This is a genomic window from Flammeovirga pectinis (assembly GCF_003970675.1).
Classification (GTDB): Bacteria; Bacteroidota; Bacteroidia; order Cytophagales; family Flammeovirgaceae; genus Flammeovirga; species Flammeovirga pectinis.
Genome location: NZ_CP034563.1, coordinates 687501 through 711513, shown reverse-complemented (window position 1 = coordinate 711513; position 24013 = coordinate 687501). Strand labels below are relative to the sequence as shown.

The window sequence follows — 24013 nt, the reverse complement described above, 5'->3', positions numbered from 1 at the left end:
AAAGAGGAATAAGAATAGATTAGACGCATTTCTTCTGTTGCATCTGTGGTACAGGATTTTTCCAAACTTTGAGAGTGGCTTCTTTTTTTATTAATCTACGCATCCAATAATATTTTGGAAGTGTGGATGGCTTAAATTTTATAAAGAACTTCATGTGTTCTAACAAAAGATCATAATATTCCCAATTATTTAAATAATGGAATTTCTTAATCCCTAAGCGCTCGGCATAAATTTTATACCCAGAAGTACTAAATTTCCATTTTCTTAAATTTAACCGGAAATAATATTGATCTGAATACCAATAAATTAAACGTCTTTCATCGTGTAATTTATATTTTGTAGTACGTAAGGGATGTATTCTGAATGGATTCTTTTTTCTAGAACCTGCATACTTTTTCCTAGCTCTATATAATTTATGAGCGTAATCGGCATCATATTTTTCCGTATGAGGATTAGTATTTCTTTTCAACTCACGATAAATAGTAGATGGGGATACCTCTAAATATTCTGCAATCCAAGCAACAGAATATTTTTTCAGCTCTATATAACGCTGAAGTAATTTTCTTTTAAAGTGAGGTAGATTTTTCAAGTTAATTTAGAATGAGATCGTTAGCAATATTCGAATTTATAAAACATATTGATAACAACAAACATTCTAGTGTGTTTCAAGTACTGTTATTAGTAAGAAAAGTGGGTAATACTAAATTACTTAGCCTGAAATAAAACAAAACGTATCCTTCATTTTTAACTCTTAATTTTTCAGCCTAATTTTTGAAAAAATTTAAATTATGGAACTAAAAGATAAAGCTCTTCTTAAAGATAAATGTTATGTAGATGGGAATTGGATAGGTGGTCATGAAGGAAAAACTTTTGATGTTACAAATCCTTATGATCAATCAACTATTCTCTCTATAGCTGATTTTGATCAAGAAGACACTAGAAACGCCATTTTAGCAGCTGAAAAAGCTCAAAAGGAATGGAAAAAAGCAACGGCTGGAGAACGTTCTCAAATCTTAAGAAAATGGTTTGATTTAATGATCGAACATAAAGAAGATTTAGGGAAAATATTAACTTTAGAACAAGGAAAACCACTTCCCGAAGCTATTGGTGAAATTGTTTATGGGGCTTCATTTGTAGAATGGTTTGCCGAAGAAGCAAAACGGACTTATGGTGATGTAATTCCTGGGCATCAAGCAGATAAAAGAATTGTAACAATTAAACAACCCATTGGTGTTGTTGCTGCAATTACCCCTTGGAATTTCCCTAATGCCATGATTACTCGTAAAGTTGGTCCTGCTTTAGCTGCAGGGTGTTCCATTGTTGTAAAACCTGCAAAATATACCCCATTAAGTGCTTTAGCGTTAGGTGTATTGGCAGAAAGAGCAGGTATTCCAAATGGTGTTTTTAATGTAATTACTTCTAATAGAACAAGAGAAATTGGGCAAGAGTTAACGGAAAACCCTATCATAAGGAAATTATCGTTTACGGGTTCTACAGAAGTTGGAAAAACGCTAATAAAAGCCTGTGCAGATACCGTTAAAAAAGTATCTATGGAATTAGGGGGCAATGCTCCGTTTATTGTTTTTGCTGATGCTGATATTGATAAGGCTGTAGAAGGAGCTATTGCATCAAAATATAGAAATGCAGGACAAACATGTGTTTGTTCAAATCGCTTCTTTGTACATGATGAAATCTACGATGAATTCACTTCAAAACTAAAAAAAGCAGTAAGTCTATTAAAAGTTGGAAATGGCTTTGATGAAGGTGTTCAGATTGGTCCTTTAATAGATAAAGAAGCTGTGGATTTTGTAAAAGGAATTGTAAAAGATGCTATAGACAAAGGTGCTTCTATTGATCTTGGCGGTAAAGTTTCTTCAGAAAATGATCAAATATATTTACCAACTATACTTTCTAATGTAAAGAAAGGAATGGATGTATATACTGAAGAAATTTTCGGCCCAATTATACCAATTTTTAGATTTCAGACTGAAGAAGAAGTGATTCATATGGCTAATGATACTCCATTTGGTTTAGCTGCCTATTTCTATGGTAGAGATTATCAGCTTGTATGGAGGGTTGCTGAAGCACTTGAATATGGTATGGTCGGGATAAATACAGGTATGATTTCTACTGCTGTTGCCCCTTTTGGTGGAATTAAAGAAAGTGGTTTTGGGAAAGAGGGTTCTAAATATGGAATTGATGAATACCTAGAGATGAAATATATGTGTTTTGGGTAAAAAAAATGATTTTTGAAATGCAAAAACGAGAGGTAATACTACTACCTCTCGTTTAAAGTCATGATTTATCTACATTTCAAATCATTTAATTTGGAAGTAAATCCCATGTTTCTTTTGAGTAAACGGTCATGGCTTTCTGTCCTCCTTTACCACCATATTCCGCATAAACAGCGATACAATTATGGTTAGAGAAAACTTCTTTATTTAATTCATCAATTGCTTTTTTGAAAGTTGATTTTTTTGTTAAAGTCCAACTAGTTCTTAATTTATTTTGAATACCTTCCCACTCTGATGTTGTAATTCCTAAAGCCTTCAATTCAGGAGTCAAGGCTTCTAAAAAAAGACTATCCTTATCAGAAAAAGCGGCAAGATTTCCTTCTGAAATATATCCAATTGCATTCTCTGGTTTACCACCCTTACTACTTGATTTTACATGGCGATTACCCCAATTAGCACTTTTGTTTTGCTTTACATTTTGAGCAAAAGATAAAGAAGAGATTAAAACACCTAAGAATAATAAAAAGATTTGTAGCTTTTTCACCCAATTAGAAAATATAAGTTTTCAATAAATTTATGCCTCACTACTTTTTATCACTGTTTTCATAACAACCAATTAAGTAAGTAATGCTTTCACCAATAGAAGTGTAAAGAGCATAGAAAAACCCTATTTTAAATAAAACTTTTTTTAATTACTTCGGAAAAAGTAGCATCAATAAAAAAGTGAGATAACCTTTAGTCGAATCTAATGTACATGAGTGTGAGAATGGTGACTATGACCATGTGCTAACTTTACAGTATAGTCAAACAACATTTCACTTGCTTTATGATGGTCTGCCATAGCATAATGCTCGTATAAAGTTTTTACATCTCCTTTATTAATCATTTGTGCAAATACACCATAATCTCCACCCGAAGTTGTTGAAGGATTGTTAGGTATTCTAGTAATTGTATGTACATGATTATAATCTGCGTCACCCCCACCAAGAGCATTTTCAGAATTGTATTCTACCCATAGATAAGGATTATAAATTCTGTAATAAAAAGGAGTTATTGCAGAAGGACTGTCCACCTCATCAATCCACACAAAATAGGTATCATCAATATTTGCCATAATATCTGTCCACCATGCATCTGCAAAAGTAGTTTCCATAGTATAAACATATTCTTGCATCACTAAAATAAGTTTAGCTTGTGTGTCAGTAGACATATCAGAATATTTTAACCCAGTTCCAGAAAAACCAGAATAATCATAATCTCCTCTATAAGGATCAACATCACCGGGAGTTCCTGCAGGTCCTACTTCCATAGAATGGCTGTTATTAGATACAGCGGAAGTAGATTCTGAAGAAGTTAAACCATTATATAGGGTTAATGCTAAATCTCTCTCCTCCTTAAAAATATCAAAATCAGTTCCATTAAAAGAAGATACAGCGGGTTCACCTCCTAAAAATGCAGGTACAATTGATACAACATCACCATGTACTAAAAAATTGATAGCAAGATGATGACCATCTAATTGAAATCCCCATGAACCACTATTATCAGGGTCTCCAAACATATCAATTGAATAATAATCTGGATTCCAAGCACTAGAATTTTGAGTATTTAAAAGTCCTTCAGCAAGCATTGTTATTTCATCTACTTTCTGATACCCCGCATCACTTAGAAATAATTGTAATACACTTTTAAATAAATCTAATTGCTCATCAGAAAGATCTCCATATATAATACCATCTCTTTGCGTTCCGTTAGAATTTGGCGTATTGTGCCAAGTATAAAAACGGTCATCATCTAAACAAGTAGATGCTTCTGATAATAGAGAAGAAGAAAGTGAATTTCTAAACGATAACATTGCTTGTCGCATTGTTTCAATCTCTGTATTAGTAGATTGTGCTACTTCACTTGGTGTATCACAATCCGAAGATGTACCTCCCCCATTATCATCTGTATCATTCCCATTATCTACATAACCTTCTGGCTGTTCGCAAGCATCTTGTAGAGCACTAGGATTTCCTAAACCATCATTATCGGCATCTTCATACCATGTTGTTTCAGTGCAATTATCGCTGCTTTCACAAGAAAAGAATACAGCACCAATAAAAATTAAAAAAAAGATTGAAGAATATTTCATTGATATTAAATCTGATTAAATAATAAGCTTTCTATACTATTAAAGGTTATAACATCAGATTTGTACTTATCTTTTAATCAAATTTTGTAAACGATCTATAAAGACCTAAAAATAGAACGATGAATTATTATTCTACTTCATCTTTGATATAATAAAATCACTAATTAAGTAATTGATACTTGGTAGTATACCTTGAGTTACAGCAACAAATTTTGCTTTAAAACCAGGAATAACCATAAATTTTCTTTTTGATAAACCTTTAAGCATATACTTACAGGCATACGGTAACTTTAAATTCCCTGCAAACTGTTTTAAAACTTTTGCTACCTTCGGCGATTCAACTCGTTCAGCCTCTACCAAAGGTGTATCTATTTCTGGAGGACAAGCAACTGTAATATCAATTCCATATGGTTTCCATTCACTCCTTAAAACTCCTGCAAAAGCTACCGTTGCAAATTTAGAACTGCTATAAGCTGAGTATCCATAATTCGTGATAATTCCAGCCAAAGATGCAATAAACATCAATTGCCCTTTAGATTTTTTTAAGTATTTGAAGGCAACTTCAGCAACGTTTCTACTACCAAAAACATTTACATTAATGACTTTTTCAAAGTCAGTTTTCGACATCTCAATAAATGGTAAACAACGCCCAATACCTGCAGAATGAATAACAATATCTGGAGTGCCTGCTACTTTTTCTGCATTACTAAAAGCTGTTTCTATAGCATCAATATCGGTGGTTTCTATAAAATAGGCAAATACTTTATTTTCCTTTTTATTCCCTTCAATTACATCAACAGCTACTCCTAAATTTTTCCTACCACATACTACTACAACTGCTCCAAAACTGGCAAGTTGTTTACCCATTTCTAATCCTATTCCACTTGTTCCTCCAGTTATATACACTGTTTTATTATTGTAGTACTTCATTTTTTTATTACTTGAATTATCATTAACTATCAAAAGGTACTATTAATATAGAATTTCTCCTTTAAAAATTAGACAATAAAAAAGGGAAGTATTCACTTCCCTTCTTTCCTAATATTACTACCTAAACAATTTATTAACTCAATGAGAAATAAAATTATCATCATTATTATTACTAATCATAGAGTTATATCGACATCGATAAAATGTCACTATCATGTATAAATTATTTTTAGACTCCTAAAGAATCGGTAGTAATTAAAAAATAAGTATCTTGTACTGTCTGAAGTTTTTCTTTCTCGAATTTTTCTACGACAGGCTTATCAGTAGTAATTAATTTGCCTTTAAATGGTAGTAATAAAATTGGTATACATATCAAAAACACTACCGCAAAAACTGTAGTTCCAAATATTGTTTGATTCATTTTAGTATAATTTCATTTCATTCATAAGTACTTTCTCAAGTGTAAATTAAAGGGATATTCTTTTTTAAAAAGATGACTTTCCTAACTATTTTGGCATAAAAAAAGTTAAACGCATTACATTCAATTTATACCTATTTTCTATTCTATAAAAGGTAATCAATCAGGGTTTCGTTACTTAAATTTCATTAATAATAAAATCATTGCAACGCAATTAAAACCTTGTTACTTTTATATTGAAATGAATCTAGACCTATTACAAAAAGCAAATGTTAGTTTATATAATCCTATAAGGTATTTAGTAGCTACCTTATAATAAAAATTAGATTATATAGTAAATAGTTAGTTAAGTGGAGAGGGTAATTTAATATTAAGTTATCCTCTTTTTAGTAATTTAATTCTAGTCCTTTAACATTTAGCTTACTCCCAATTCCACCCCTATAACTTGCTCCGTGAGCACTAGAGGCAAATACAATTATTATGTGCGTAGGTTGTGCAGAAAGGTCGTTATAAAAACCTGATTCAGGCATTTCATCATTATTCATTGATGGCATCATATAAGCCGCTAAGTCATTACTATTTCCATAAATAAATGGTAAAGTCAATGTTTCAAAATCTATCATATCATTATTAGACCTCTGCCAGGCTGTAGCTAACCTGTATCTTTTATCACCTTCTCTCACTTGTAGAATAACGTAAATATCACATTCATCAATAATATCCCCATCATATGTTTTTGGGTTGTATTTATAGGAAGTTGTAAAACTTAAAGGGCTATCTGTAAAAGGAATACCAAAATCAATTGCTATATCTACTAGTCCACTTCCCTCAATATCTCCTACAAATAAAGAACCCGATGCAATTACGCCTACAGCTGTTTTAGTTTCTAATACTGCATATTCAGGATTTTCCTTATCCGGATAGGGAGAAACTGTTTGTGGATAGGTCTTAAAAATTAAATCTGCAGCACCTTTATCTCCAGACCTCCATTGCGTTTCCATATCATTTCCTGGTAGATAAAATGATTGGTTTCCAGTACCTTTTTGAAACCAAGTTTTAAAATCAGAAAATGCTACTTGGTCACCTTCAGACGGTGTTGTATCTACAGATACATGAATAGTCCAATTAATAGATTCATTAAATTGAAAAGTAACATTTTCAGAAAAATCATGTGTGTAACCTGGGTTTGGGGTAATGGTTGCGGACGCAGGCAAAAAATCAAAATCTGTAATTGTTAGAGCAGTTACATCTGTACCATTTGGCATAATAACGTCAATGGTATTTGTGGATATATTGATTGTAGAACTTATTTGATTTTCAATCTCAAAAGAACGAATTTCAATTATATCTCCTTCTTCATATACTTTTACAACCCATTCTTCTTCTTCATTAAAAAGAAAAACAACATCTTCTGTAAAATTTGTCACCTCTTCTGTTTTAGGTGAAATTGAAGCAACTGAGGGTGAATAATCGAGTGTTGAAATAGATAAATTCTGTAAATCTGTATTTATAGGCATTATAACCTGAATACTATTAGTTGCAGTATCAATAATTGAAGAAATTTGTCCTTCTATCTCAAAACTAGAAATTACAAGGTGCATATTTCCATTCAATACCCTAACCTTCCAAAGATAATCCTGATAAGTTGAAACCGTAATTTCTACTTCATTGGTAAAATCATTTAGTTCTTCTTTTGAAGGAGAAAAAATAGCATCGTTGGTTACACTTATACTATCAATTATTAATTTGGATAAATCTGTTCCAAAAGGCATGGTCACTTCTACAATTTGTTCTTCTGTAGAAATTAATGACAATCCTTCTTGTCCTTCAATTTCAAAATAAAGTATTTCTCCAAAAATGTAAGGGAAGGGGATATCATTTTTTATACACGATATGCAAAGTGCTAAAGTACTTGCAACTAAAAATATAATTTTTCTCATCTGATTATAAATAGAATGCTAATCCAATATTTAAAGAAAACATATCAATATTAAAATTTGCTTTATTGACATTCCTCGACCCTTCTTCTACTTGATTTTCGGTTTGATGTACCCACTTATTTGTAAATCCTAAAACACCAATTGATACTTCTAAAGCCACCATATCATTTATAAAGGCAACCATACCAGGGGCAACACCAATATTAAATTCATGAGTTACAGAATAAACTCCAGTTGTATGATGAGGGGTTTCTCCCAGCACAGTTTCTTTAGATTGACCATACCCATAAGATAGTCTTACCTCGTTAAATAATCCAAAACGTTTACCATCTCCGAGTGGTAAATAATTTCTCATAAAAATTGAAGAATAAAACATGTGCTCCTCGTTCTGAATACCGTCCATTTTGAAAGACAGGTCATCATCAATTTTTATGTTCATTTCATCAATATTTACACGCTTTCTTGTATAGGTAAAACGGCCACCTATGGCAAAATTATCTTTGATAAAATAGGCAAAGAAAGGGCTTACAGCAAAATTAAAAGTCTGTCCGCTCCAATCTTCCATAACCATAAATTTATAGTTATCGTTGGTTGTTTCAGAATACCTAAAAGTTGATCCAACAAGCCACTGACCTTTTTCTATAAAAGTTCGATTACTAATTCCTCTATTAAATTGTTCTTTCCTCGGAATTTTATTTCCTAAACTATCAAGTTCTTCAACTTGGGCATAAACAATTAGGCTACTAAAAAGCAGTAAAATTGTTAGTAGATATTGATACATTTTTAATTGATTTAGTCATATAAACTAAGTCGGTAATACAAATAAAATTGCATTTAATTATCAACTTAGATTACTCAATAATTATTGGTGTTACATCGTTATTGTCTAAAATTAAATAGAATAATTAGCTTTAATAAAAGAATAGAATCGCCTTAACACGTTTTACAAAATGTGTTTATTGTTATAAAGTTTTATTTGATTTTGGAAGGTTCTCTTTAAACTTATTTAGAGCTTTTAAAGCAAAAAAGTAGCTCACAATTTAATATTATGAGCTACTGTAAAATAGGTCAGTTAACAAATTAGGAATGTATTATTTAGACATAATTTCTAAGATTGTTTTATCTGTAGATTTCATTCCAACTTGTGCTAAAGTTCCCACATTCTTGATTGTTTCTTCGACACTATCACCTATAATTCCATCTTCAGATTGCAATACGTTTCCCATCTGAGCAAGCATTGCACCATCAAAAGCAGAATATATTCCAGAAGCAATTTTTGTTGCACAAGATGCTTTTGCTCCGTCACAAATTACACCTGAAACATTTCCTAAAGTGTTTGTTATAGCATTCTCTATCGCTCTCACATCTCCACCTTCTAAGAAAACTAACGTACCACTAACTGCTGCAGAAGCAGTCATTGCACCACAATATGCAGATAAACGACCTACATTAGTTTTAACATGAACGGTTGTTAAATGAGACATAAATAATGCTCTGTACATTTGATCCTCATCAATTTTTTGATCAAAACAATAGCGTATAATTGGAAGGCTTGCAGTCATGCCTTGATTTCCACTGCCTGATGTTGTCATTACAGGCATTGGACTACCTCCCATTCTAGCATCTGAACCAGCTGCGGCAAAACTTGCTGAACGGTTTCTTTGGTCATTACCATATACTCCCTTATCTATATATTTCTGGATAGCAGCACCAATATTTACACCGTATTTCTGGCTTAAACCCTCGTTTGCTATTGTTGTATTATAATCAACTACTTTTTCGAAGATTGGAGCAATTTTATTGATATCAATGGTTTTTGCTAAAGAATAAATTTTCTCTACGGATAAAACACCTCTATCCAATAAGGATGAGTTAAAGTCGTTATCATTACAAGGTTGATCTACCAGAACTTCATCATTTTTAATAATTTTAGTGATATTAGTATGCGTATGTTTTATCTCTACAGCAGCTGATTGTTCCTTTGAAAAAGCCTTAATATAAATGTATAAGGTCAAATTATTTTCTGCTACATTCACAGTAACTCTCTTCCTTTCAATAAATTTCTGAACAGCAAGTAGCTGATCTAAAGTTACATCACTTATTACTAAAAGATCTTTTGTAGCATCTCCGCATAGACCACCCATAGCGGCCGATACTTCTATACCTACTCTACCACCACTATTTGGAACAACAACACTTTTAGCATTTTTGAGAATATTACCCGATACAATTACTTCTAATTTATCTGGTATATCATTTAAAACTTGAACGGCTTTAGCAGCCGCATAAGCAATTGCTATTGGTTCAGTACATCCTTCTGCGGGAACAATTTCTTCTTCAAGAATCTTAAAAATTTGTTCTTGCTCTTTGATTGATACTTGCATGTCTTGTTCGTTATATAAGTTTCTTTAAGTAGGTTATTAAAGAAACTATAGATTGTTAATTTATTGAATATCTATTTAGATGGTTAGTCTAATTCAAATTGACGAAGATCTTCTTCTGTCAACTTTTTGGCTTGTGGTAATCGGTCTATTAATATATTTATTACTTCTTCTGTTTCTTCTTTTGTTAGTTCTCCCGCTTTCCAAAAGAGTACTTCTCCAGTAGTATCAACTACTAAAATCCCTATTGTATTGTTAGAATCTCCAGTATTCCATTCTTTTTGAACAGTACCTTCAGGGTCTGTTAAAATTGTTGCTCCTGCTTCTCTTTTAGACCTTTTACGTATTGATCTAATTAAGAAACGGACAAAACTATTTGGATAGAACGTATCTTTTAAATTGACAACCCCATATGCTAAAAATGTATCAGTAGGAAACTTCCATTGTTTCACTTTTTCTACAAAATACTCATTGGCTTTTGGTGTATCTGGGTCTGCATAAAAAATCATTACAACCTTTTCTCCTATAAAGGGAGTCATAACAGGCTTATTTTTTAAGTCTCTAACCTCTATTGCAGAAATTACATCTCCTTTTTGTAAAGCATGTTTATCGGCTAGCTTTTGTCCGACTACATGGTTACTAAAAACTAACCAAATGAATACTATATTAATATAAGCGATAACACGCCTCATAAACCCTAATTAATAAATTGTTAGATAAAATACATTTCAAAGATAAAAAAGAATTGGTGTAAGTATTACAGTAATTAAAGGTATTACCTATTATTAAGTTATTCATCTAATTCAAATTCTTTCATTTCCTCAGGAGTCATCTTATGTGATGTAGTTAGGTGATCACAAATTTCTTTGATTACAAATGAGGTTTCTTCTTCATCTAATTTTCCTGCTTTAAAAAATAAGACTTCCCCAGTTTTATCAACTACTAAAATTGTGATTGCATTATTACAATCTCCTGTATTCCATTCCTTTTGTAAAGTTCCTTTAGGGTCGGTTAATACTAATGCATTTGCTTCCCTTTTTGATCTTTTCCGAAGCATTCTCAACATAAACCGTATAACTGGGTTTGGATAAGGCGTATCTTTAAGGTTCACAATTCCATAGGCTAAAAACTCATCCAAAGGAAATTTCCATTGCTTGCTCTGCTCTACAAAATAATCGTTCTGATGTGGGTTATCTGGATCAGGATAAAAAATTAGTAATACTTTCTCGCCTATACCTGGAGTAATAAATGGTTTGTTTTTTAAATCACGTAATTCTATTGGAGATAGTGTATCTCCTCTCTGTAAAAGTCGATCTGCAGGCGATTTACTTTGTGCTTTACTTTCAAATAAAAAAAGTGTCATAAAAAGTAATAAAAATAAGCCTTTAAAAAATTGATCAGAATTAAATAGCATTCTAAATAATGGTAATAACATCAAGAGGAAAGATTGAAGAAGAAAGATAAGTGATTTTTTGAAATAAAATTTGAACTCTTATCAATACCAACAATATTTGTTGTTATTCTGTTTTAAGATTGTTTAAATAATTTATTACATGAAAATAATTGTTGATGGGAATACAATAGAAATTGCACCAAGAGACAAAACTCTAGTAGATGTTTTTAGGAGACAAAAATTAAGTATTGTAGCTCCTTGTTATAAAACTATGCGGAAGTTTGGTACTTGTAATTCTTGCTTGGTAGAAATTGATGGGGAACAAAAACTTGCTTGTGGCATTGGACCTGAGGAGGGTATGGAAGTCACTTTAAAAAGAGATGACCTTCTGAAAAAAAGAAAAGAAAAAGTTGTTGCCTTTAAGACCCATATGAAAAAAATGGAAGCGTTGTATAAGAAGATGGGGATGTGAAATTTTAAACAAAAAAAACACCCAAGAAATAATATTCTTGAGTGTCTTTATACTTTAAAAATTTGATTAATTAATCATATCACAGAATCTCTGAGGTACTTCATAATTATCATTTTCCATTAATGTACTTTCAATAGTTACATCTTCAGAATACCATTTATTATTGTATACGGTATGGAAAGGATATGTTTTTCCTACTTCCATACTATATAAAGTTACCTTTCCATTTCTAACATAATAGTATTGGTAATATCTTCTTCCTGAGCTATTAGAATGCTCTACCCAAAGAGGAACGGTTGGTTTAATTACTGTACTACCACATTTACCTTGATAGTCAATAGTAACCGTTTGATAATTTGGAAGTCTACTTAATATTGATTCTACATCAAACGTAACATCTCCATTACATAAATCAAATTTACTTGACGTATAGTATACATTATTAGGATTATAGCGCTCATAGATTTCTAATTGCATACTTGCCTCACCAACGCTGAACCATGGTCTAATTCTACTATCATTATATAATCTAAAACCCCATGTGTTATAAACATTTTGTTTTGTACCATCAGGGTAAGTCATTGTAACACGAGCACCAACGATATGCGAATTATTATACGAATTTGACGTAGAAAATTTAATACTACCAAAGTTTTCATTTCTCTGAGCTGGATAATATCTGTACTCACGGTTATTATAACTGCTTCTATATGTTACTGGTGTTGTAGAGTAATTATACGCTTTACAAACTTGCTTCTTATAACCTATCCAAAAGTATGATGAGTAATTCGAATTAAAAGTGATATATAAGCTACCATCCGATCTTTCTTGTATTGTAGCATTATCCTCCACTTCTCTTACATACCAATCAAAATAGTTATTTGTATTACCCATTCTAAAAACTTTGATATTATCGCCAGCTTTAATAGTACTACCTGTCTCTTGGTTAATTGTACTTGGGTTTAATGTTGTTGTAACTGTAAAAGATTCAGAAGTAGAATATACTCTTTTGTAACCATTAGAGTTAGCATACATATATAAATAAACAAACTGAGACATATAAATTCCCTGATCATTCTCTAGATCACCTTGTAAATTTCTAATTAAAGCAGGAATATACATTTTGTAAGAATAACCTCTATAATTATAACTTTCATAATCATACGCACCTAAGCCGATATACATAGATGAAGCATTGTAATTATTGTTATAAAAATCACGGTATGCAGAACTAGCAGGTACTTTTACGTCTACAGATAGGCTACTATTGTTCCAAAACGAACGTGAAGAACTAAAAAATGCTGTACTATTCATTCTAGCTCCCGAAGAAAGATCAAAATTATCTTCTACAACTTCTTCTCCACCAGTGATATCCTCTAACCTTTCCATTTCAACTTTAGTGTAACTTACGGTATCATCCATTGTTACAGTTACTGGAACTTGTTTCTCTAAATAATTATCACCTGTTACTAAAACAGTAAAAGTTAAAGGTTTAGCAAATGTGTAATCTGGATCGACAGTAAAAGATAACAAACCATTTGTTGCCTGAAATTCTTTACCTCCAGCTTCATTATATAAATATTCTGTATCATCACCTAATACTTCGACAGTAATATTCTCTTGACTGATATCAAGAGTAGTGGTATCTGATATTTCAATTAATCCAAAGTGAGTTGAAGTTGTAGATTGTAATGTTACATCTATTCCTTCTAAAGGATTTGTACAATTTTGTAGTAAAAATAACGAAAGTAATAACGTTACAGTAGATAGTATTTTATTGTTCATTGTAGTAGTTTTAATTAATTCGAACAGCTAATCTTAATTTAAAAACAGGAAACCAATTGTAGTCTTCCATATTTTTAGCAAGTTGTTCTTCCTGAGAATTCATTTCTGAAAGCATGCTAGTTCCAGTAAATTGTACATTTGGTTTACCTATGTAATAAGTACCAATATCAAAGCCAAAACCAATTCTATTTTTGGGAACTGCTCTACCTAAACCAATACCAAAATATGGAGTAATCTGTTTCCATTCGGCATCAAAACGAATTTCTCCGATATCTTCAGACTCAATTGTCATCTCACCTAAAGTAACATCACTTGCATATTGTCCGATTACACGAACTCCATTACTTGTCATGTATGCTAAACCTGCAACAACTTTAAAACTGCTATTCACAAAAGGTAAGTACTCTAACCTTAAGTCAATATTTACCATTTCAACATTAACTGTAGATTTTAATTGCTTACCATCTACAGCAACTTGTCTCGTAAAATCATTTATCTTAAAATAATTTAAGCCTAATGATCCATTAAAATGTTTATTGATGTTTCTCGACACATCAATTCCACCGCCATTTGTACCTCCGCTGATACCAATAGCAATTTTGTTTTCGTATTCTTCTTCATGCACTCTTTGGGCAAAGCACAAACTGCTGCTAATGAGAATAAGCAACAAGGGTAATAGTTTGTTATACATTAGTATAAAATATGTTAAATGTAGTAATATGACACAAACATAGTACAATTTATACTTATTAACAACCACTCTTAATGGGTAATTCTTCAATGTAATTTACTTTGTTATCTCAAAAACTTACGTAATGTACTCATTTTCGCATATTAGTTGAACTAATTATAATCATTCTAAAATGAACTAACTTGAGAAATATTTCTTTTATATTTATCAGAAGTTGTATTGAACGGCTTCCCTATTACTTAATTTTCTGAAAATGATAAAAAAGACATTATTAATTGCCATTATTTTTCAATTTGTTTCATCTCTGGTCATAGCACAAAAGTCTTACACCAAAGAACTCAAGAAATTAGATAAATATTATCAGCAAATAATTAATGATTGGGAAATACCTAGCATGACTGTGGGCATTGTTAAAGATGGTAGATTAATATTCTCAAAAGGATATGGTACTAAAGAAATTGGTAAACAAGATACGCCAGATGAAAATACACTATATGCAATAGCATCAAATTCTAAGGCTTTTACCTCTGCAATTATTGCTATGTTAGTCCAAGAAGGAAAGTTAAATTGGAATGATAAAGTGGTGGATTACCTCCCTTATTTTGCAATAAACGATCCCTATTTATCTCAATTGGTAACAATAGAGGATATGCTATCACATAGAGTTGGACTTGGTACTTTTAGTGGAGATATTATGTGGTATCAATCCAATTACACATCAAAAGAACTTATAAAAAGAATAAAATATATTCCACTTGCTTTTGAACTTAGAGATGGTTTTGGATACTCAAACTTAATGTATATCACTGCTGGTCAATTAATAAAAGAAGTAACAGGGAAATCTTGGGGAGAAAATGTTCAAGAAAAAATATTAGATCCATTAGGTATGGACCGCACCATTTATTCGTTATCAAAATTAGAAGAAATGGGTAATTTTGCAACACCCCATCAATTGATTAAAAATAAAGAAAACGTTTCTATGGAATGGACAAACTGGGAAGAAATAGCTGCAACTGGTGGTTTAATATCTTCTGTTAAAGATTTATCTAAGTGGATGATTTTCAATATCAATAATGGGATTATTAATTCAGATACTCTACTGACATCTAGTTCACGTAATCAATTATGGAAACTACATAATAACTATACTTCAGATTTAACACAAACTTCTGTAAATACACATTTCTCTGGGTACGCTTTAGGGTGGGGTGTGAAAGATTATTATGGCAACATGAGAGTTAGTCATACAGGTGGCTATGATGGTATGATAACAGCAATAACTCTAATTCCTGATCAAAAATTAGGTGTAGTAGTATTAACAAATGGTTTAAAAAGTCCTATTAGTGCAGCTACAAATTATACGATAGACACCTTCTTGAAATTGAAAGAATTAAACTATTCTAAAATATACTTAGAAAAATCTAATGAACACTACGATAATGATACGAGAATTGAGGATATTATCGCCCATCATAAAAAAGATACAAAACCTTCTAAAAATTTAAATGAATATGAAGGTGTTTACTTTTCTGAATTAAATGGAAATATAACGGTGCGTATAAATGATGGTAAGCTAATAATTGATTTTGAACATCAGAAAAACTTAAATGCAACATTATCTCATTGGCATTATGATACTTTTGAGCTCTTATGGGATTTTGAAAGTCCATGGTATACATTAGGAACTGTAAGTTTTGAAATGGATAACAATAGGAATATTACAGCATTAAAATTTGATGTACCAAATAACGATTTTCATTTCTCAGAAATTAAAGCGAAAAAAATAATTAATTAATAATACTTATAACTCTTAAAAAAATGAAAGATTTTATTGTTCGAATGTTAGTTTCTGCAATTGCAGTGTGGGCTTGTGCTGGCTTTTTTGAATGGGTAGCTCCTACATCTGGTGTAGTAGTTACAGATTATACCACCGCTATTTGGGCCGCATTAGCTATTGGGTTTATGAACGCAATTATTAAACCTATCCTTACTATATTAACATTGCCAATTACAGTATTTACTCTTGGTTTATTTCTTTTAGTAATAAATGCACTTATGTTTTATTGGTCTGGAGAATTAATTGATGGTTTTTCTACTGGAGGTTTAATGATGTCTCTAATATTTAGCTTTGTCTATTCTACTGTTTTAACTTTTCTAGATACATTATTTGGAGTGAGAAGAGACTAATCTTATTATTTAAAATAAACAGAAGAAGCCGATATTCAATCCCATGAATATCGGCTTCTTCTGTTACATAATGATTATGTTTTTAACTATATAATTACTTTGTTACAGGTACTTGAGTTTTTTGTAATGCTTGTTCTATGTCTGCAAAGATATCATCAATATGCTCATATCCTGTAGAAATCCTAACCATACCTGGAGTAACTCCACTTGCTGCTTGCTCTTCTGCACTCAATTGCTCGTGTGTTGTAGATGAAGGATGAATAGCTAATGTTTTTGCATCTCCTACATTTGCAAGGTGAGAAATCAAGTTTAGTGAACTTACAAAAGTTTTAGCAGCTTCATACCCTCCCTTAACTTCAAAACTAAATACACCTCCTGCACCATTTGTTAAGTATTTCTTAGCAAGGTCATAGTATTTGCTAGATTTCAAACCCGGGTAATTTACTTTATCTACTAATTCATGACTCTCTAGTTTTTCAGCTAATGTTTGAGCATTAGACACAATTCTTTCCATTCTTAAGGATAGTGTTTCTAGACCTTGAATTAATTGAAAAGAATTAAATGGACTAATTGCAGGACCGTAATCTCTTAAGCCTTCTACTCTTGCTCTAATAGAAAATGCTACATTAGGCAAATCTAAAGGATTTCCTTCACCAAATACATCCCAAAATTTTAATCCATGATACCCCTCAGATGGTTCTGTGAACATTGGGAAGTTACCATTTGACCAATCAAAATTACCTCCATCAACAATTACACCTCCAATAGAAGTCCCATGTCCTCCAATCCACTTTGTTGCAGATGCAGTTACTATATTTGCCCCATGTTTTAAAGGTTGAAAAATATACCCACCTGCTCCAAAAGTATTATCAACTACTAAAGGAATTTTATGTGCTTTCGCTACTTCAGCAATTTTTTCAAAATCTGGAATATTTAATTCAGGGTTTCCGATTGTTTCAAGATAAATAGCTTTTGTGTTTTCATCTATTTGAGCTGCGTAATCTTCTGGATTTCCCCCTTTTGCAAATTTTGCAGTAATACCCAAACGCTTAAACTGAACTTTAAATTGATTATATGTTCCTCCGTATAAGAAAGAAGATGAAACAAAGTTATGTCCGTTCTCTAGAATATTAGTTAGTGCTAAAAACTGAGCAGATTGACCAGAAGCTGTTGCAACAGCACCTACTCCACCTTCTAACGCTGCAATCCTTTTCTCGAAAACATCCGTTGTAGGATTCATTATTCGAGTATAAATATTACCAAACTCTTTTAAACCAAATAGATTAGCTGCATGCTCAGCATCATTAAAAACATAAGATGTTGTTTGATATATAGGTACAGCTCTTGAGTTTGTAGTCGGGTCTACTTCCTGCCCTGCATGTAATTGTAAAGTTTCGAATTTGTAATCGCTCATACTTAGTGAATTTTGAAAGTGAAAATAAGTTTAATTAATGTATTTATATAAACAAGAATACAACTCTAGTAAATCGATAGACAATGTAATATCATGAATTTTAATAACAAAAGAATATTCTGTTTTTTTATGATTCAATCCTTACTCAAAATAGGGTTCTTTAGTTAAGAATACCCTTTGAATAATATAGATAAAGTAATTTATATTCTAATCACTACGAAGTAGATTACTCTGTTTTATGCAAATACGTTAAAACAAAATTTATTCATATTTAGTCATGAAAAACATTTTCTACATTTTAATATTACTTATTGTTTCCAATTTAGGATTTTCCCAAAGTAAATATTCTTCTCCTAATTATTTCAATAATTTGATGGAAAATACTGATTACGTTTTAATAGGAGGTAGCATTGGTGCTGCTCAATATAATGGAGTATATGGTGGCTTTGGAAATTTTGAAAATATTAAACCGAACTATACTATTTATGTACAAAAAAAAGTATCAAAAAGAATATCTTTTAGGTACCAACTTTCTCATGTTGGTCTAGGAGCAAAGGATAAGCGTTCTAATAGTGAAACTTATAATCAAAATGCTTTTGATGCAAATATTATAGAATTTATTCCTATGGTAATTTATGACTTGGGTGCTCGTAATAGAAAAAGAAACCAAAGAATTAATTATTATTTAATGGGTGGTGTAGGTGTTTTTTATGGTTCTACGACAAATCATTTAAAAAATACTTCTTCAAATAAAGCAGGAGGTGTTATATATGGTGGTGCAGGAATTCGTTACAGTCTAACAAACAAATGGATAATAAACTTAGAAGCCCAAGGAAGAATTACTTCAAGTGATCAATTAGATATGATGTCTAACCCAAGGTTTCCTACTGATATGTATGGGACAATAAACATAGGTATAGCATACAGGATTTTCGGGAAAAGAAAATTACATTAATAAGTAGTAAATATAATCTATAAGGTGGAATAATAAGACAATACAATTGATGTTTTAATATTCCACCTTTTTCTATTCCTTTTCCTCCGCTATAAGCTTTATTAATAATAGCTTTGTAGTACCAATTATTGAAAACGAAAACAAAGATTGAAATGGAACTTAGAACTAGAATTAACGAGATCAAAAATCATTTATCATCAAAGAATATCTACTTTGAAGATGAAGTAACTATTGAAAACTGCAAAAAGATTACAGTTAGAGCTAAGGCTAAAGTAGCTGAAGAAAATCACTTGATAAAAATCCGTTTCTATTTTAATGGTTATTCAATTGCCATAAATGTGCCCTTCTTACCCTTAAGTGAATTAGATATTGATGAATTATTCTCATTTATTAGAGATTACCAATCAAAATACTTCATAAAGGAGGAAATCGAGCGATTAATTGCATAATTAATGTTAAAATTTGATAAATAGAATATCAAAAATATTATTACATCTTATCATGTCGTTTATTTATGTATTGACAATTAAAAATAAAACGACATGCAAATTAGCTTACTATTGGTCTTATTTTCTATTCTATTTGCTCCTTCAGACCAACCAGCAAAAGACAAAGTGATTACTACTTTAAAACAATCAAATTCAGACTACCTTCCTTATAATGTTGATGTAATTTCGACTGCTTATGGATCTTCTGAATATGTTAATCTAACAGGTAGAGTGGTACATGCATCTAGTGACTTTTATGCTATTGACTACCTTGACAAAGACTGGGAAATGCAAGTACACAATGCAAATAAAGATTATTCTGGCCTTCCATTCTTTAAGTCTAAAATTAGAAGAGATTTAATAGAACTTATTAACGAGCCTTCAAATTCAATTGAAATTGAGGAAGTTGTTTACCTTGGTTTATCCTCTTATTTAGTAACTATTAAAGAAGAAGATAGAAAAATACCTAATGTATATTCTAAAAACCAAGAAGGAAATAGTTCTTCTTCAATGTCTAATATTATGAATATTTGGACTAAGTTTTATATTTCTAAAGAAGGTTTATTATTACGTTATGAATCTCATTCACAGGCAAGTGGAAACAAAGTAGATAATAAGCAACGTGATGTTGTTAAATTTTATATCCAAGAAAATTAAAATTTAGTTTTTAATAAAAAAGCCATTGATTTCAAAATCAGTGGCTTTTTTTATTACTTGTATCTTAAAAAGGAAGTTCCTCTTCTCCAAAAAACTGAGGGTAATCAGATTTGGATTGTAATTCTTTAAAAGTACATCTTACAGTATCTAAATTAACATCTTTTGCCCTACAGTATTTAATTACTCCCTTGATTTTTTCACTAAGTAATATTACATTCCCACTATTAATTTGATATTTTAAAGCAGAAGTTATTGGCTTAATTACGCCTAAAGTTCTTGGCATTCTAGAAAAATAACTTAATACAAAGCGCGTATCATCTGAAGGAGAATCCTGTATCAAAATTATTCTATTTGAAAGGCATGCAACTACCTTAGAAGCTTCTATGTATTTGTAATCATCTGTAATTACACCTGGAGGGAATGGTGAGATAACACATCTCATATCATCATTATAAACCTCATCTAATGGATTGTACATTAAATCAATTCCCGATGCTAGTACTTCTATATGAGTATAATCAAAAGTATTTAATACTTCTTCAACTACACCTTTTTGATGTAATAGCACAAGATTAACTTCATAATCAGTACAAAATTCACCAATTCTATTAGAAATGATTTTACCATGCTCATCAGGAATTTTTGTCCCTACAATCCCAATAGAATAATTATTTAATAATTCAACATTACCTATACCGTAAATTATTGGCCATAGTTCAGACTGTTCTATTATATTTTTAGGAAATCTTTCGTCCAAAAAACTTATTGGTTCAATCGATAACTCATTACATTGTTTAATAATTTTTTCAGCTCTATCAATGCCTTCATCAATTTCTGAAATACTTACCTTATTTATTCTATTCGTTTCTTCAAAAATTGCAGTTATTGCTTCAAGAACAGTAGTCGATTCCTGTTCTTTTTCAACAATTATGTCTTTATACCTAAACAAGTATTTAGGACCAAAACCTTTAATATTTAATATAGATAAAAGTAAACTTTCTAACATTTGTAAATAATTTTTATCAAAACTTACCTTAGATGTAATATAACACATAAAATATTACATTTTTTTGTGTTTTAAATATAATACTTATTATATTGCACATGGGTAAAGAATCATAGGTTAGTCACCTATATAAAAAAAAACTAGTTGGACAATGTTCCAGCTAAAAGCATCTTGAATTTCAAGATGCTTTTATTTTTTACAAAATTCAATAAATTCTCCCTGCACTTTAAATCCTTCTTTTAAAAATAAGTTTGCTGAATAATCTGAAGCTTGCAGTAATAATAATTCTACTCCTTTTTGGTGTGCTACTTTCATAGCATGCTGAATAAGTTTACTCCCTATTCCCTTTCTTCTGTTCTCTTTCATTACTGATAGATTATAGATTCCTGCATTTTTTGGATTCTCCTTTTCAATAAATAATTCTATTACTCCAACAATTACATTATCCTCTTTGTAATTAAATAGCAAGTTATTCTTATTAGTTAATATAATAGTTGATGTTCTATCATAATAATGAAGAATATTTATATCAAAAGGGTCCCAATTGTTTGCAATAACAAATGCATGATCAATGATGTCTTGCTTATTATCTACTTGGTAGATATTGAAACAATCTTCTACATCTCTAATTTTATCTAGTTGAGATGAATACATCCCTTTATTTATTCCACTTTCGCCAATTGACAATTGTGAAAAAATATGTTCAGTCTTTGTATTAAGTTTAGAACTTTCAATCCATATACATACTTTTCTCAACCTATTTTCATAAAAGTTTAGAATCTTTTCTAATTCATTTTTTGAGATAGAATCTGTTTTTTCTAAATGAATTACATTAAAAGTATCGGCTTCTAATCCACTATCGATATAATTAATATTGTCTGTTGAAAAAACTTGCATCAAATTACATTCTTTTGGTAATGCCACAGCATGTAATTTGAAATTTAAATCTATTTGTTCTATTATATTCATTTGGTTAAATACGGTAATATATCGTCTATATAAAATACTATTGACACAATTAGTATTGAAAGTATTACTTTTAAAATCGTGTAGAAAATTAATCTTCTTTTCTCCTGCCCCATTTTATGCCTGAGTAGGTCTAACTCTCTTCTCGAAGCTTTTTTAAACTTCATAGGTTTTATTTTCAAAGACTTAGAGTCTTTGAAAAATCTCGTTGATGCTTCTTTTAATTGTCTACGGTTCTGTTGTAGACTTTTCATTCCACTATCTATAAAACCCATAATTATATCTTTTATACTAATTAATTTCCAACCTAATGTAAAAGTAAAAAAGTATAGTCACAAAAAAAGGTTAGTCAACATCTTGTGTTAACTAACCTTCTATATATAATGAATGTGGCGTCGACCTACTCTCCCGGGGGTTAACCCAGTACCATCAGCACTGTGGGGCTTAACTGCTCTGTTCGGAATGGAAAGAGGTGAACACCCACGTCATTGACACCATCAATATCTTAATGTCTTTGATCATCGAATCTAATCACTAATACCAAATAACTCTTCTAAATAAGTTATTTGACAGTGAAAAGGAAAAACTTTGCTAGCACTCTATCACTAGAGTGCTAACCGTAAAAGAAAAGCTCTTGGGCGATTAGTACTTCTCAGCTGAATGTATCTCTACACGTACACTTGAAGCCTATCAACGTCATAATCTATAACAACCCTTATATGGAAATCTCATCTCGAGGTGGGTTTCGCGCTTAGATGCTTTCAGCGCTTATCCGCTCCACACATAGGTACCCGGCGATGCTCCTGGCGGAACAACCGGTACGCCAGAGGTGTGTCCAACTCGGTCCTCTCGTACTAAAGTCAGAGCCTCTCAAATTTCCTACGCCCGCAACAGATAGAGACCGAACTGTCTCACGACGTTCTGAACCCAGCTCGCGTGCCACTTTAATGGGCGAACAGCCCAACCCTTGGGACCTTCTCCAGCCCCAGGACGTGACGAGCCGACATCGAGGTGCCAAACCTCCCCGTCGATATGAGCTCTTGGGGGAGATCAGCCTGTTATCCCCAGAGTACCTTTTATCCTTTGAGCGATGGCCCTTCCATGCGGTACCACCGGATCACTATGTCCCACTTTCGTGCCTGTTCGAAATGTCTCTCTCGCAGTCAGGCTCCCTTATGCCATTGCGCTCTTCCGACGATTGCCGACCGTCGTGAGGGAACCTTGGAAAGCCTCCGTTACTCTTTTGGAGGCGACCACCCCAGTCAAACTACCCACCAAACAATGTCCGGACATTTAGCCCGTTAGACCGTCGAACAGGAAAGGGCGGTATTTCAACAATGACTCCAAAACGCCTAGCGACGCTCCTTCACAGTCTCCCGCCTATCCTACACATTCCTGGCCAACGGCCAACGTTAAGTTGCAGTAAAGGTTCATGGGGTCTTTTCGTCCCGTTGCGGGTAAGCGGCATCTTCACCGCTACTTCAATTTCACCGAGCTCATGGCCGAGACAGCGTCCAGATCGTTGCACCATTCGTGCAGGTCGGAACTTACCCGACAAGGAATTTCGCTACCTTAGGACCGTTATAGTTACGGCCGCCGTTTACTGGGGCTTCAATTCAGAGCTTCACCGAAGTTAACTCCCCCTCTTAACCTTCCAGCACCGGGCAGGTGTCAGGCTATATACTGAATCTTTCGAGTTCGCATAGCCATGTGTTTTTGTTAAACAGTCGCCTGGACTTCTTCGCTGCGGCCTCTTACAAAAGTAAGTAGGCGCCCCTTCTCCCGAAGTTACGGGGCTAATTTGCCTAGTTCCTTAGCCATGAATCACTCGAGCGCCTCGGATTACTCATCCTAACCACCTGTGTCGGTTTGGGGTACGGGATCCAATAATATAATCTTAGAAGGTTTTCTCGGAAGCGTTTCGTATCGTTATCACATTGACCGTAGTCGCTATGTACTGTC

Annotated in this window: 22 protein-coding genes and 2 rRNA genes (1 of these 24 running past the window's edge); 7 read left to right on the top strand and 17 right to left on the bottom strand. The window is 32.1% G+C overall.

What is annotated here, in order from left to right; genetic code table 11:
- Positions 1–19: 19 nt before the first annotated feature.
- Positions 20–589, bottom strand: coding sequence for a helix-turn-helix domain-containing protein (locus EI427_RS23000; RefSeq protein ID WP_170178591.1), 570 nt, complete (start codon positions 587–589; stop codon positions 20–22).
- A gap of 199 nt (positions 590–788) precedes the next feature.
- On the opposite strand from EI427_RS23000, the gene EI427_RS22995 reads away from it, so the two are divergent.
- Positions 789–2237, top strand: a complete 1449-nt coding sequence (locus EI427_RS22995; protein ID WP_126619456.1) for an NAD-dependent succinate-semialdehyde dehydrogenase — start codon at positions 789–791, stop codon at positions 2235–2237.
- An 85-nt stretch (positions 2238–2322) separates the two neighbouring features.
- Here the strand turns inward: EI427_RS22995 and EI427_RS22990 are convergent, their stop codons facing one another.
- The 9 genes from EI427_RS22990 to EI427_RS22950 all read right to left on the bottom strand — a co-directional run bounded on the left by EI427_RS22990 (position 2323) and on the right by EI427_RS22950 (position 11400).
- Entirely contained in the window at positions 2323–2778 is a 456-nt protein-coding gene (locus EI427_RS22990; protein ID WP_126619454.1) for a hypothetical protein, read from the bottom strand.
- A gap of 201 nt (positions 2779–2979) precedes the next feature.
- Entirely contained in the window at positions 2980–4368 is a 1389-nt protein-coding gene (locus EI427_RS22985) for a DUF3500 domain-containing protein (protein ID WP_126619452.1), read from the bottom strand.
- Positions 4369–4500: 132 nt separating this feature from the next.
- Positions 4501–5298: an SDR family NAD(P)-dependent oxidoreductase gene (locus EI427_RS22980; protein WP_126619450.1), complete on the bottom strand. Its 798-nt coding sequence runs from the start codon at positions 5296–5298 to the stop codon at positions 4501–4503.
- Positions 5299–5527: 229 nt separating this feature from the next.
- On the bottom strand, positions 5528–5719 hold the full coding sequence (locus tag EI427_RS22975; protein WP_126619448.1) for a hypothetical protein: 192 nt from the start codon (positions 5717–5719) through the stop codon (positions 5528–5530).
- Between the two features lie 383 nt (positions 5720–6102).
- Positions 6103–7656: a PCMD domain-containing protein gene (locus EI427_RS22970; protein WP_126619446.1), complete on the bottom strand. Its 1554-nt coding sequence runs from the start codon at positions 7654–7656 to the stop codon at positions 6103–6105.
- Positions 7657–7660: 4 nt separating this feature from the next.
- Entirely contained in the window at positions 7661–8437 is a 777-nt protein-coding gene (locus EI427_RS22965; RefSeq protein WP_126619444.1) for a hypothetical protein, read from the bottom strand.
- A gap of 310 nt (positions 8438–8747) precedes the next feature.
- The gene (locus tag EI427_RS22960; RefSeq protein WP_126619442.1) at positions 8748–10040 is read right to left on the bottom strand and encodes an L-cysteine desulfidase family protein; all 1293 of its coding nucleotides are present in this window, start codon (positions 10038–10040) and stop codon (positions 8748–8750) included.
- Positions 10041–10123: 83 nt separating this feature from the next.
- On the bottom strand, positions 10124–10729 hold the full coding sequence (locus tag EI427_RS22955; protein ID WP_126619440.1) for a YtfJ family protein: 606 nt from the start codon (positions 10727–10729) through the stop codon (positions 10124–10126).
- Positions 10730–10827: 98 nt separating this feature from the next.
- Positions 10828–11400 carry a YtfJ family protein gene (locus EI427_RS22950; protein ID WP_170178590.1) on the bottom strand — a complete coding sequence of 191 codons (573 nt, stop codon included), beginning with the start codon at positions 11398–11400 and terminating at the stop codon, positions 10828–10830.
- Positions 11401–11590: 190 nt separating this feature from the next.
- Between EI427_RS22950 and EI427_RS22945 the strand changes: the two genes are divergently transcribed.
- A complete protein-coding gene (locus EI427_RS22945) occupies positions 11591–11902 on the top strand; it encodes a 2Fe-2S iron-sulfur cluster-binding protein (RefSeq protein ID WP_126619435.1) in 312 nt (103 codons plus the stop codon).
- A gap of 66 nt (positions 11903–11968) precedes the next feature.
- Here EI427_RS22945 and EI427_RS22940 read toward each other — a convergent pair whose 3' ends face one another.
- Positions 11969–13687: a hypothetical protein gene (locus tag EI427_RS22940; protein WP_126619433.1), complete on the bottom strand. Its 1719-nt coding sequence runs from the start codon at positions 13685–13687 to the stop codon at positions 11969–11971.
- 10 nt (positions 13688–13697) lie between these two features.
- The gene (locus EI427_RS22935; RefSeq protein ID WP_126619431.1) at positions 13698–14378 is read right to left on the bottom strand and encodes a hypothetical protein; all 681 of its coding nucleotides are present in this window, start codon (positions 14376–14378) and stop codon (positions 13698–13700) included.
- 253 nt (positions 14379–14631) lie between these two features.
- On the opposite strand from EI427_RS22935, the gene EI427_RS22930 reads away from it, so the two are divergent.
- Together EI427_RS22930 and EI427_RS22925 are read left to right on the top strand one after the other, a co-directional pair.
- A complete protein-coding gene (locus tag EI427_RS22930; protein ID WP_126619429.1) occupies positions 14632–16173 on the top strand; it encodes a serine hydrolase in 1542 nt (513 codons plus the stop codon).
- Between the two features lie 23 nt (positions 16174–16196).
- The gene (locus EI427_RS22925; protein ID WP_126619427.1) at positions 16197–16565 is read left to right on the top strand and encodes a phage holin family protein; all 369 of its coding nucleotides are present in this window, start codon (positions 16197–16199) and stop codon (positions 16563–16565) included.
- Positions 16566–16659: 94 nt separating this feature from the next.
- Here the strand turns inward: EI427_RS22925 and EI427_RS22920 are convergent, their stop codons facing one another.
- Positions 16660–17979 (bottom strand): O-acetylhomoserine aminocarboxypropyltransferase/cysteine synthase family protein, encoded by a 1320-nt coding sequence (locus tag EI427_RS22920; RefSeq protein WP_126619425.1) that lies wholly within the window; start codon positions 17977–17979, stop codon positions 16660–16662.
- 277 nt (positions 17980–18256) lie between these two features.
- On the opposite strand from EI427_RS22920, the gene EI427_RS22915 reads away from it, so the two are divergent.
- From EI427_RS22915 to EI427_RS22905, 3 genes are all read left to right on the top strand, one after another.
- The gene (locus tag EI427_RS22915) at positions 18257–18934 is read left to right on the top strand and encodes a DUF6089 family protein (protein ID WP_126619423.1); all 678 of its coding nucleotides are present in this window, start codon (positions 18257–18259) and stop codon (positions 18932–18934) included.
- A gap of 152 nt (positions 18935–19086) precedes the next feature.
- Positions 19087–19383 (top strand): hypothetical protein, encoded by a 297-nt coding sequence (locus EI427_RS22910; RefSeq protein WP_126619421.1) that lies wholly within the window; start codon positions 19087–19089, stop codon positions 19381–19383.
- 93 nt (positions 19384–19476) lie between these two features.
- Positions 19477–20079, top strand: a complete 603-nt coding sequence (locus tag EI427_RS22905) for a hypothetical protein (protein ID WP_126619419.1) — start codon at positions 19477–19479, stop codon at positions 20077–20079.
- A 64-nt stretch (positions 20080–20143) separates the two neighbouring features.
- On the opposite strand, the gene EI427_RS22900 is transcribed toward EI427_RS22905, so the two are convergent.
- The 4 genes from EI427_RS22900 to EI427_RS22885 all read right to left on the bottom strand — a co-directional run.
- Positions 20144–21133, bottom strand: a complete 990-nt coding sequence (locus tag EI427_RS22900; RefSeq protein ID WP_126619417.1) for a DNA-processing protein DprA — start codon at positions 21131–21133, stop codon at positions 20144–20146.
- Positions 21134–21274: 141 nt separating this feature from the next.
- Positions 21275–22054, bottom strand: coding sequence for a GNAT family N-acetyltransferase (locus EI427_RS22895; protein ID WP_126619415.1), 780 nt, complete (start codon positions 22052–22054; stop codon positions 21275–21277).
- 384 nt (positions 22055–22438) lie between these two features.
- Positions 22439–22550 (bottom strand): 5S ribosomal RNA (gene rrf / locus EI427_RS22890).
- A 123-nt stretch (positions 22551–22673) separates the two neighbouring features.
- Positions 22674–24013, bottom strand: a 23S ribosomal RNA gene (locus EI427_RS22885) (it continues 1537 nt past the right edge of the window).

What these genes read in the sequence shown, in the direction of transcription:
- EI427_RS22965 (WP_126619444.1), bottom strand. Translation starts at nt 8,437, where the DNA reads ATGTATCAATATCTACTAACAATTTTACTGCTTTTTAGTAGCCTAATT.
- EI427_RS22920 (WP_126619425.1), bottom strand. Translation starts at nt 17,979, where the DNA reads ATGAGCGATTACAAATTCGAAACTTTACAATTACATGCAGGGCAGGAA.
- EI427_RS22910 (WP_126619421.1), top strand. Translation starts at nt 19,087, where the DNA reads ATGGAACTTAGAACTAGAATTAACGAGATCAAAAATCATTTATCATCA.
- EI427_RS22905 (WP_126619419.1), top strand. Translation starts at nt 19,477, where the DNA reads ATGCAAATTAGCTTACTATTGGTCTTATTTTCTATTCTATTTGCTCCT.
- EI427_RS22935 (WP_126619431.1), bottom strand. Translation starts at nt 14,378, where the DNA reads ATGTATAACAAACTATTACCCTTGTTGCTTATTCTCATTAGCAGCAGT.
- EI427_RS22930 (WP_126619429.1), top strand. Translation starts at nt 14,632, where the DNA reads ATGATAAAAAAGACATTATTAATTGCCATTATTTTTCAATTTGTTTCA.
- EI427_RS22975 (WP_126619448.1), bottom strand. Translation starts at nt 5,719, where the DNA reads ATGAATCAAACAATATTTGGAACTACAGTTTTTGCGGTAGTGTTTTTG.
- EI427_RS22995 (WP_126619456.1), top strand. Translation starts at nt 789, where the DNA reads ATGGAACTAAAAGATAAAGCTCTTCTTAAAGATAAATGTTATGTAGAT.
- EI427_RS22915 (WP_126619423.1), top strand. Translation starts at nt 18,257, where the DNA reads ATGAAAAACATTTTCTACATTTTAATATTACTTATTGTTTCCAATTTA.
- EI427_RS22940 (WP_126619433.1), bottom strand. Translation starts at nt 13,687, where the DNA reads ATGAACAATAAAATACTATCTACTGTAACGTTATTACTTTCGTTATTT.
- EI427_RS22955 (WP_126619440.1), bottom strand. Translation starts at nt 10,729, where the DNA reads ATGAGGCGTGTTATCGCTTATATTAATATAGTATTCATTTGGTTAGTT.
- EI427_RS22925 (WP_126619427.1), top strand. Translation starts at nt 16,197, where the DNA reads ATGAAAGATTTTATTGTTCGAATGTTAGTTTCTGCAATTGCAGTGTGG.
- EI427_RS22950 (WP_170178590.1), bottom strand. Translation starts at nt 11,400, where the DNA reads ATGACACTTTTTTTATTTGAAAGTAAAGCACAAAGTAAATCGCCTGCA.
- EI427_RS22970 (WP_126619446.1), bottom strand. Translation starts at nt 7,656, where the DNA reads ATGAGAAAAATTATATTTTTAGTTGCAAGTACTTTAGCACTTTGCATA.
- EI427_RS22900 (WP_126619417.1), bottom strand. Translation starts at nt 21,133, where the DNA reads ATGTGTTATATTACATCTAAGGTAAGTTTTGATAAAAATTATTTACAA.
- EI427_RS22895 (WP_126619415.1), bottom strand. Translation starts at nt 22,054, where the DNA reads ATGAATATAATAGAACAAATAGATTTAAATTTCAAATTACATGCTGTG.
- EI427_RS22980 (WP_126619450.1), bottom strand. Translation starts at nt 5,298, where the DNA reads ATGAAGTACTACAATAATAAAACAGTGTATATAACTGGAGGAACAAGT.
- EI427_RS22945 (WP_126619435.1), top strand. Translation starts at nt 11,591, where the DNA reads ATGAAAATAATTGTTGATGGGAATACAATAGAAATTGCACCAAGAGAC.
- EI427_RS22985 (WP_126619452.1), bottom strand. Translation starts at nt 4,368, where the DNA reads ATGAAATATTCTTCAATCTTTTTTTTAATTTTTATTGGTGCTGTATTC.
- EI427_RS22960 (WP_126619442.1), bottom strand. Translation starts at nt 10,040, where the DNA reads ATGCAAGTATCAATCAAAGAGCAAGAACAAATTTTTAAGATTCTTGAA.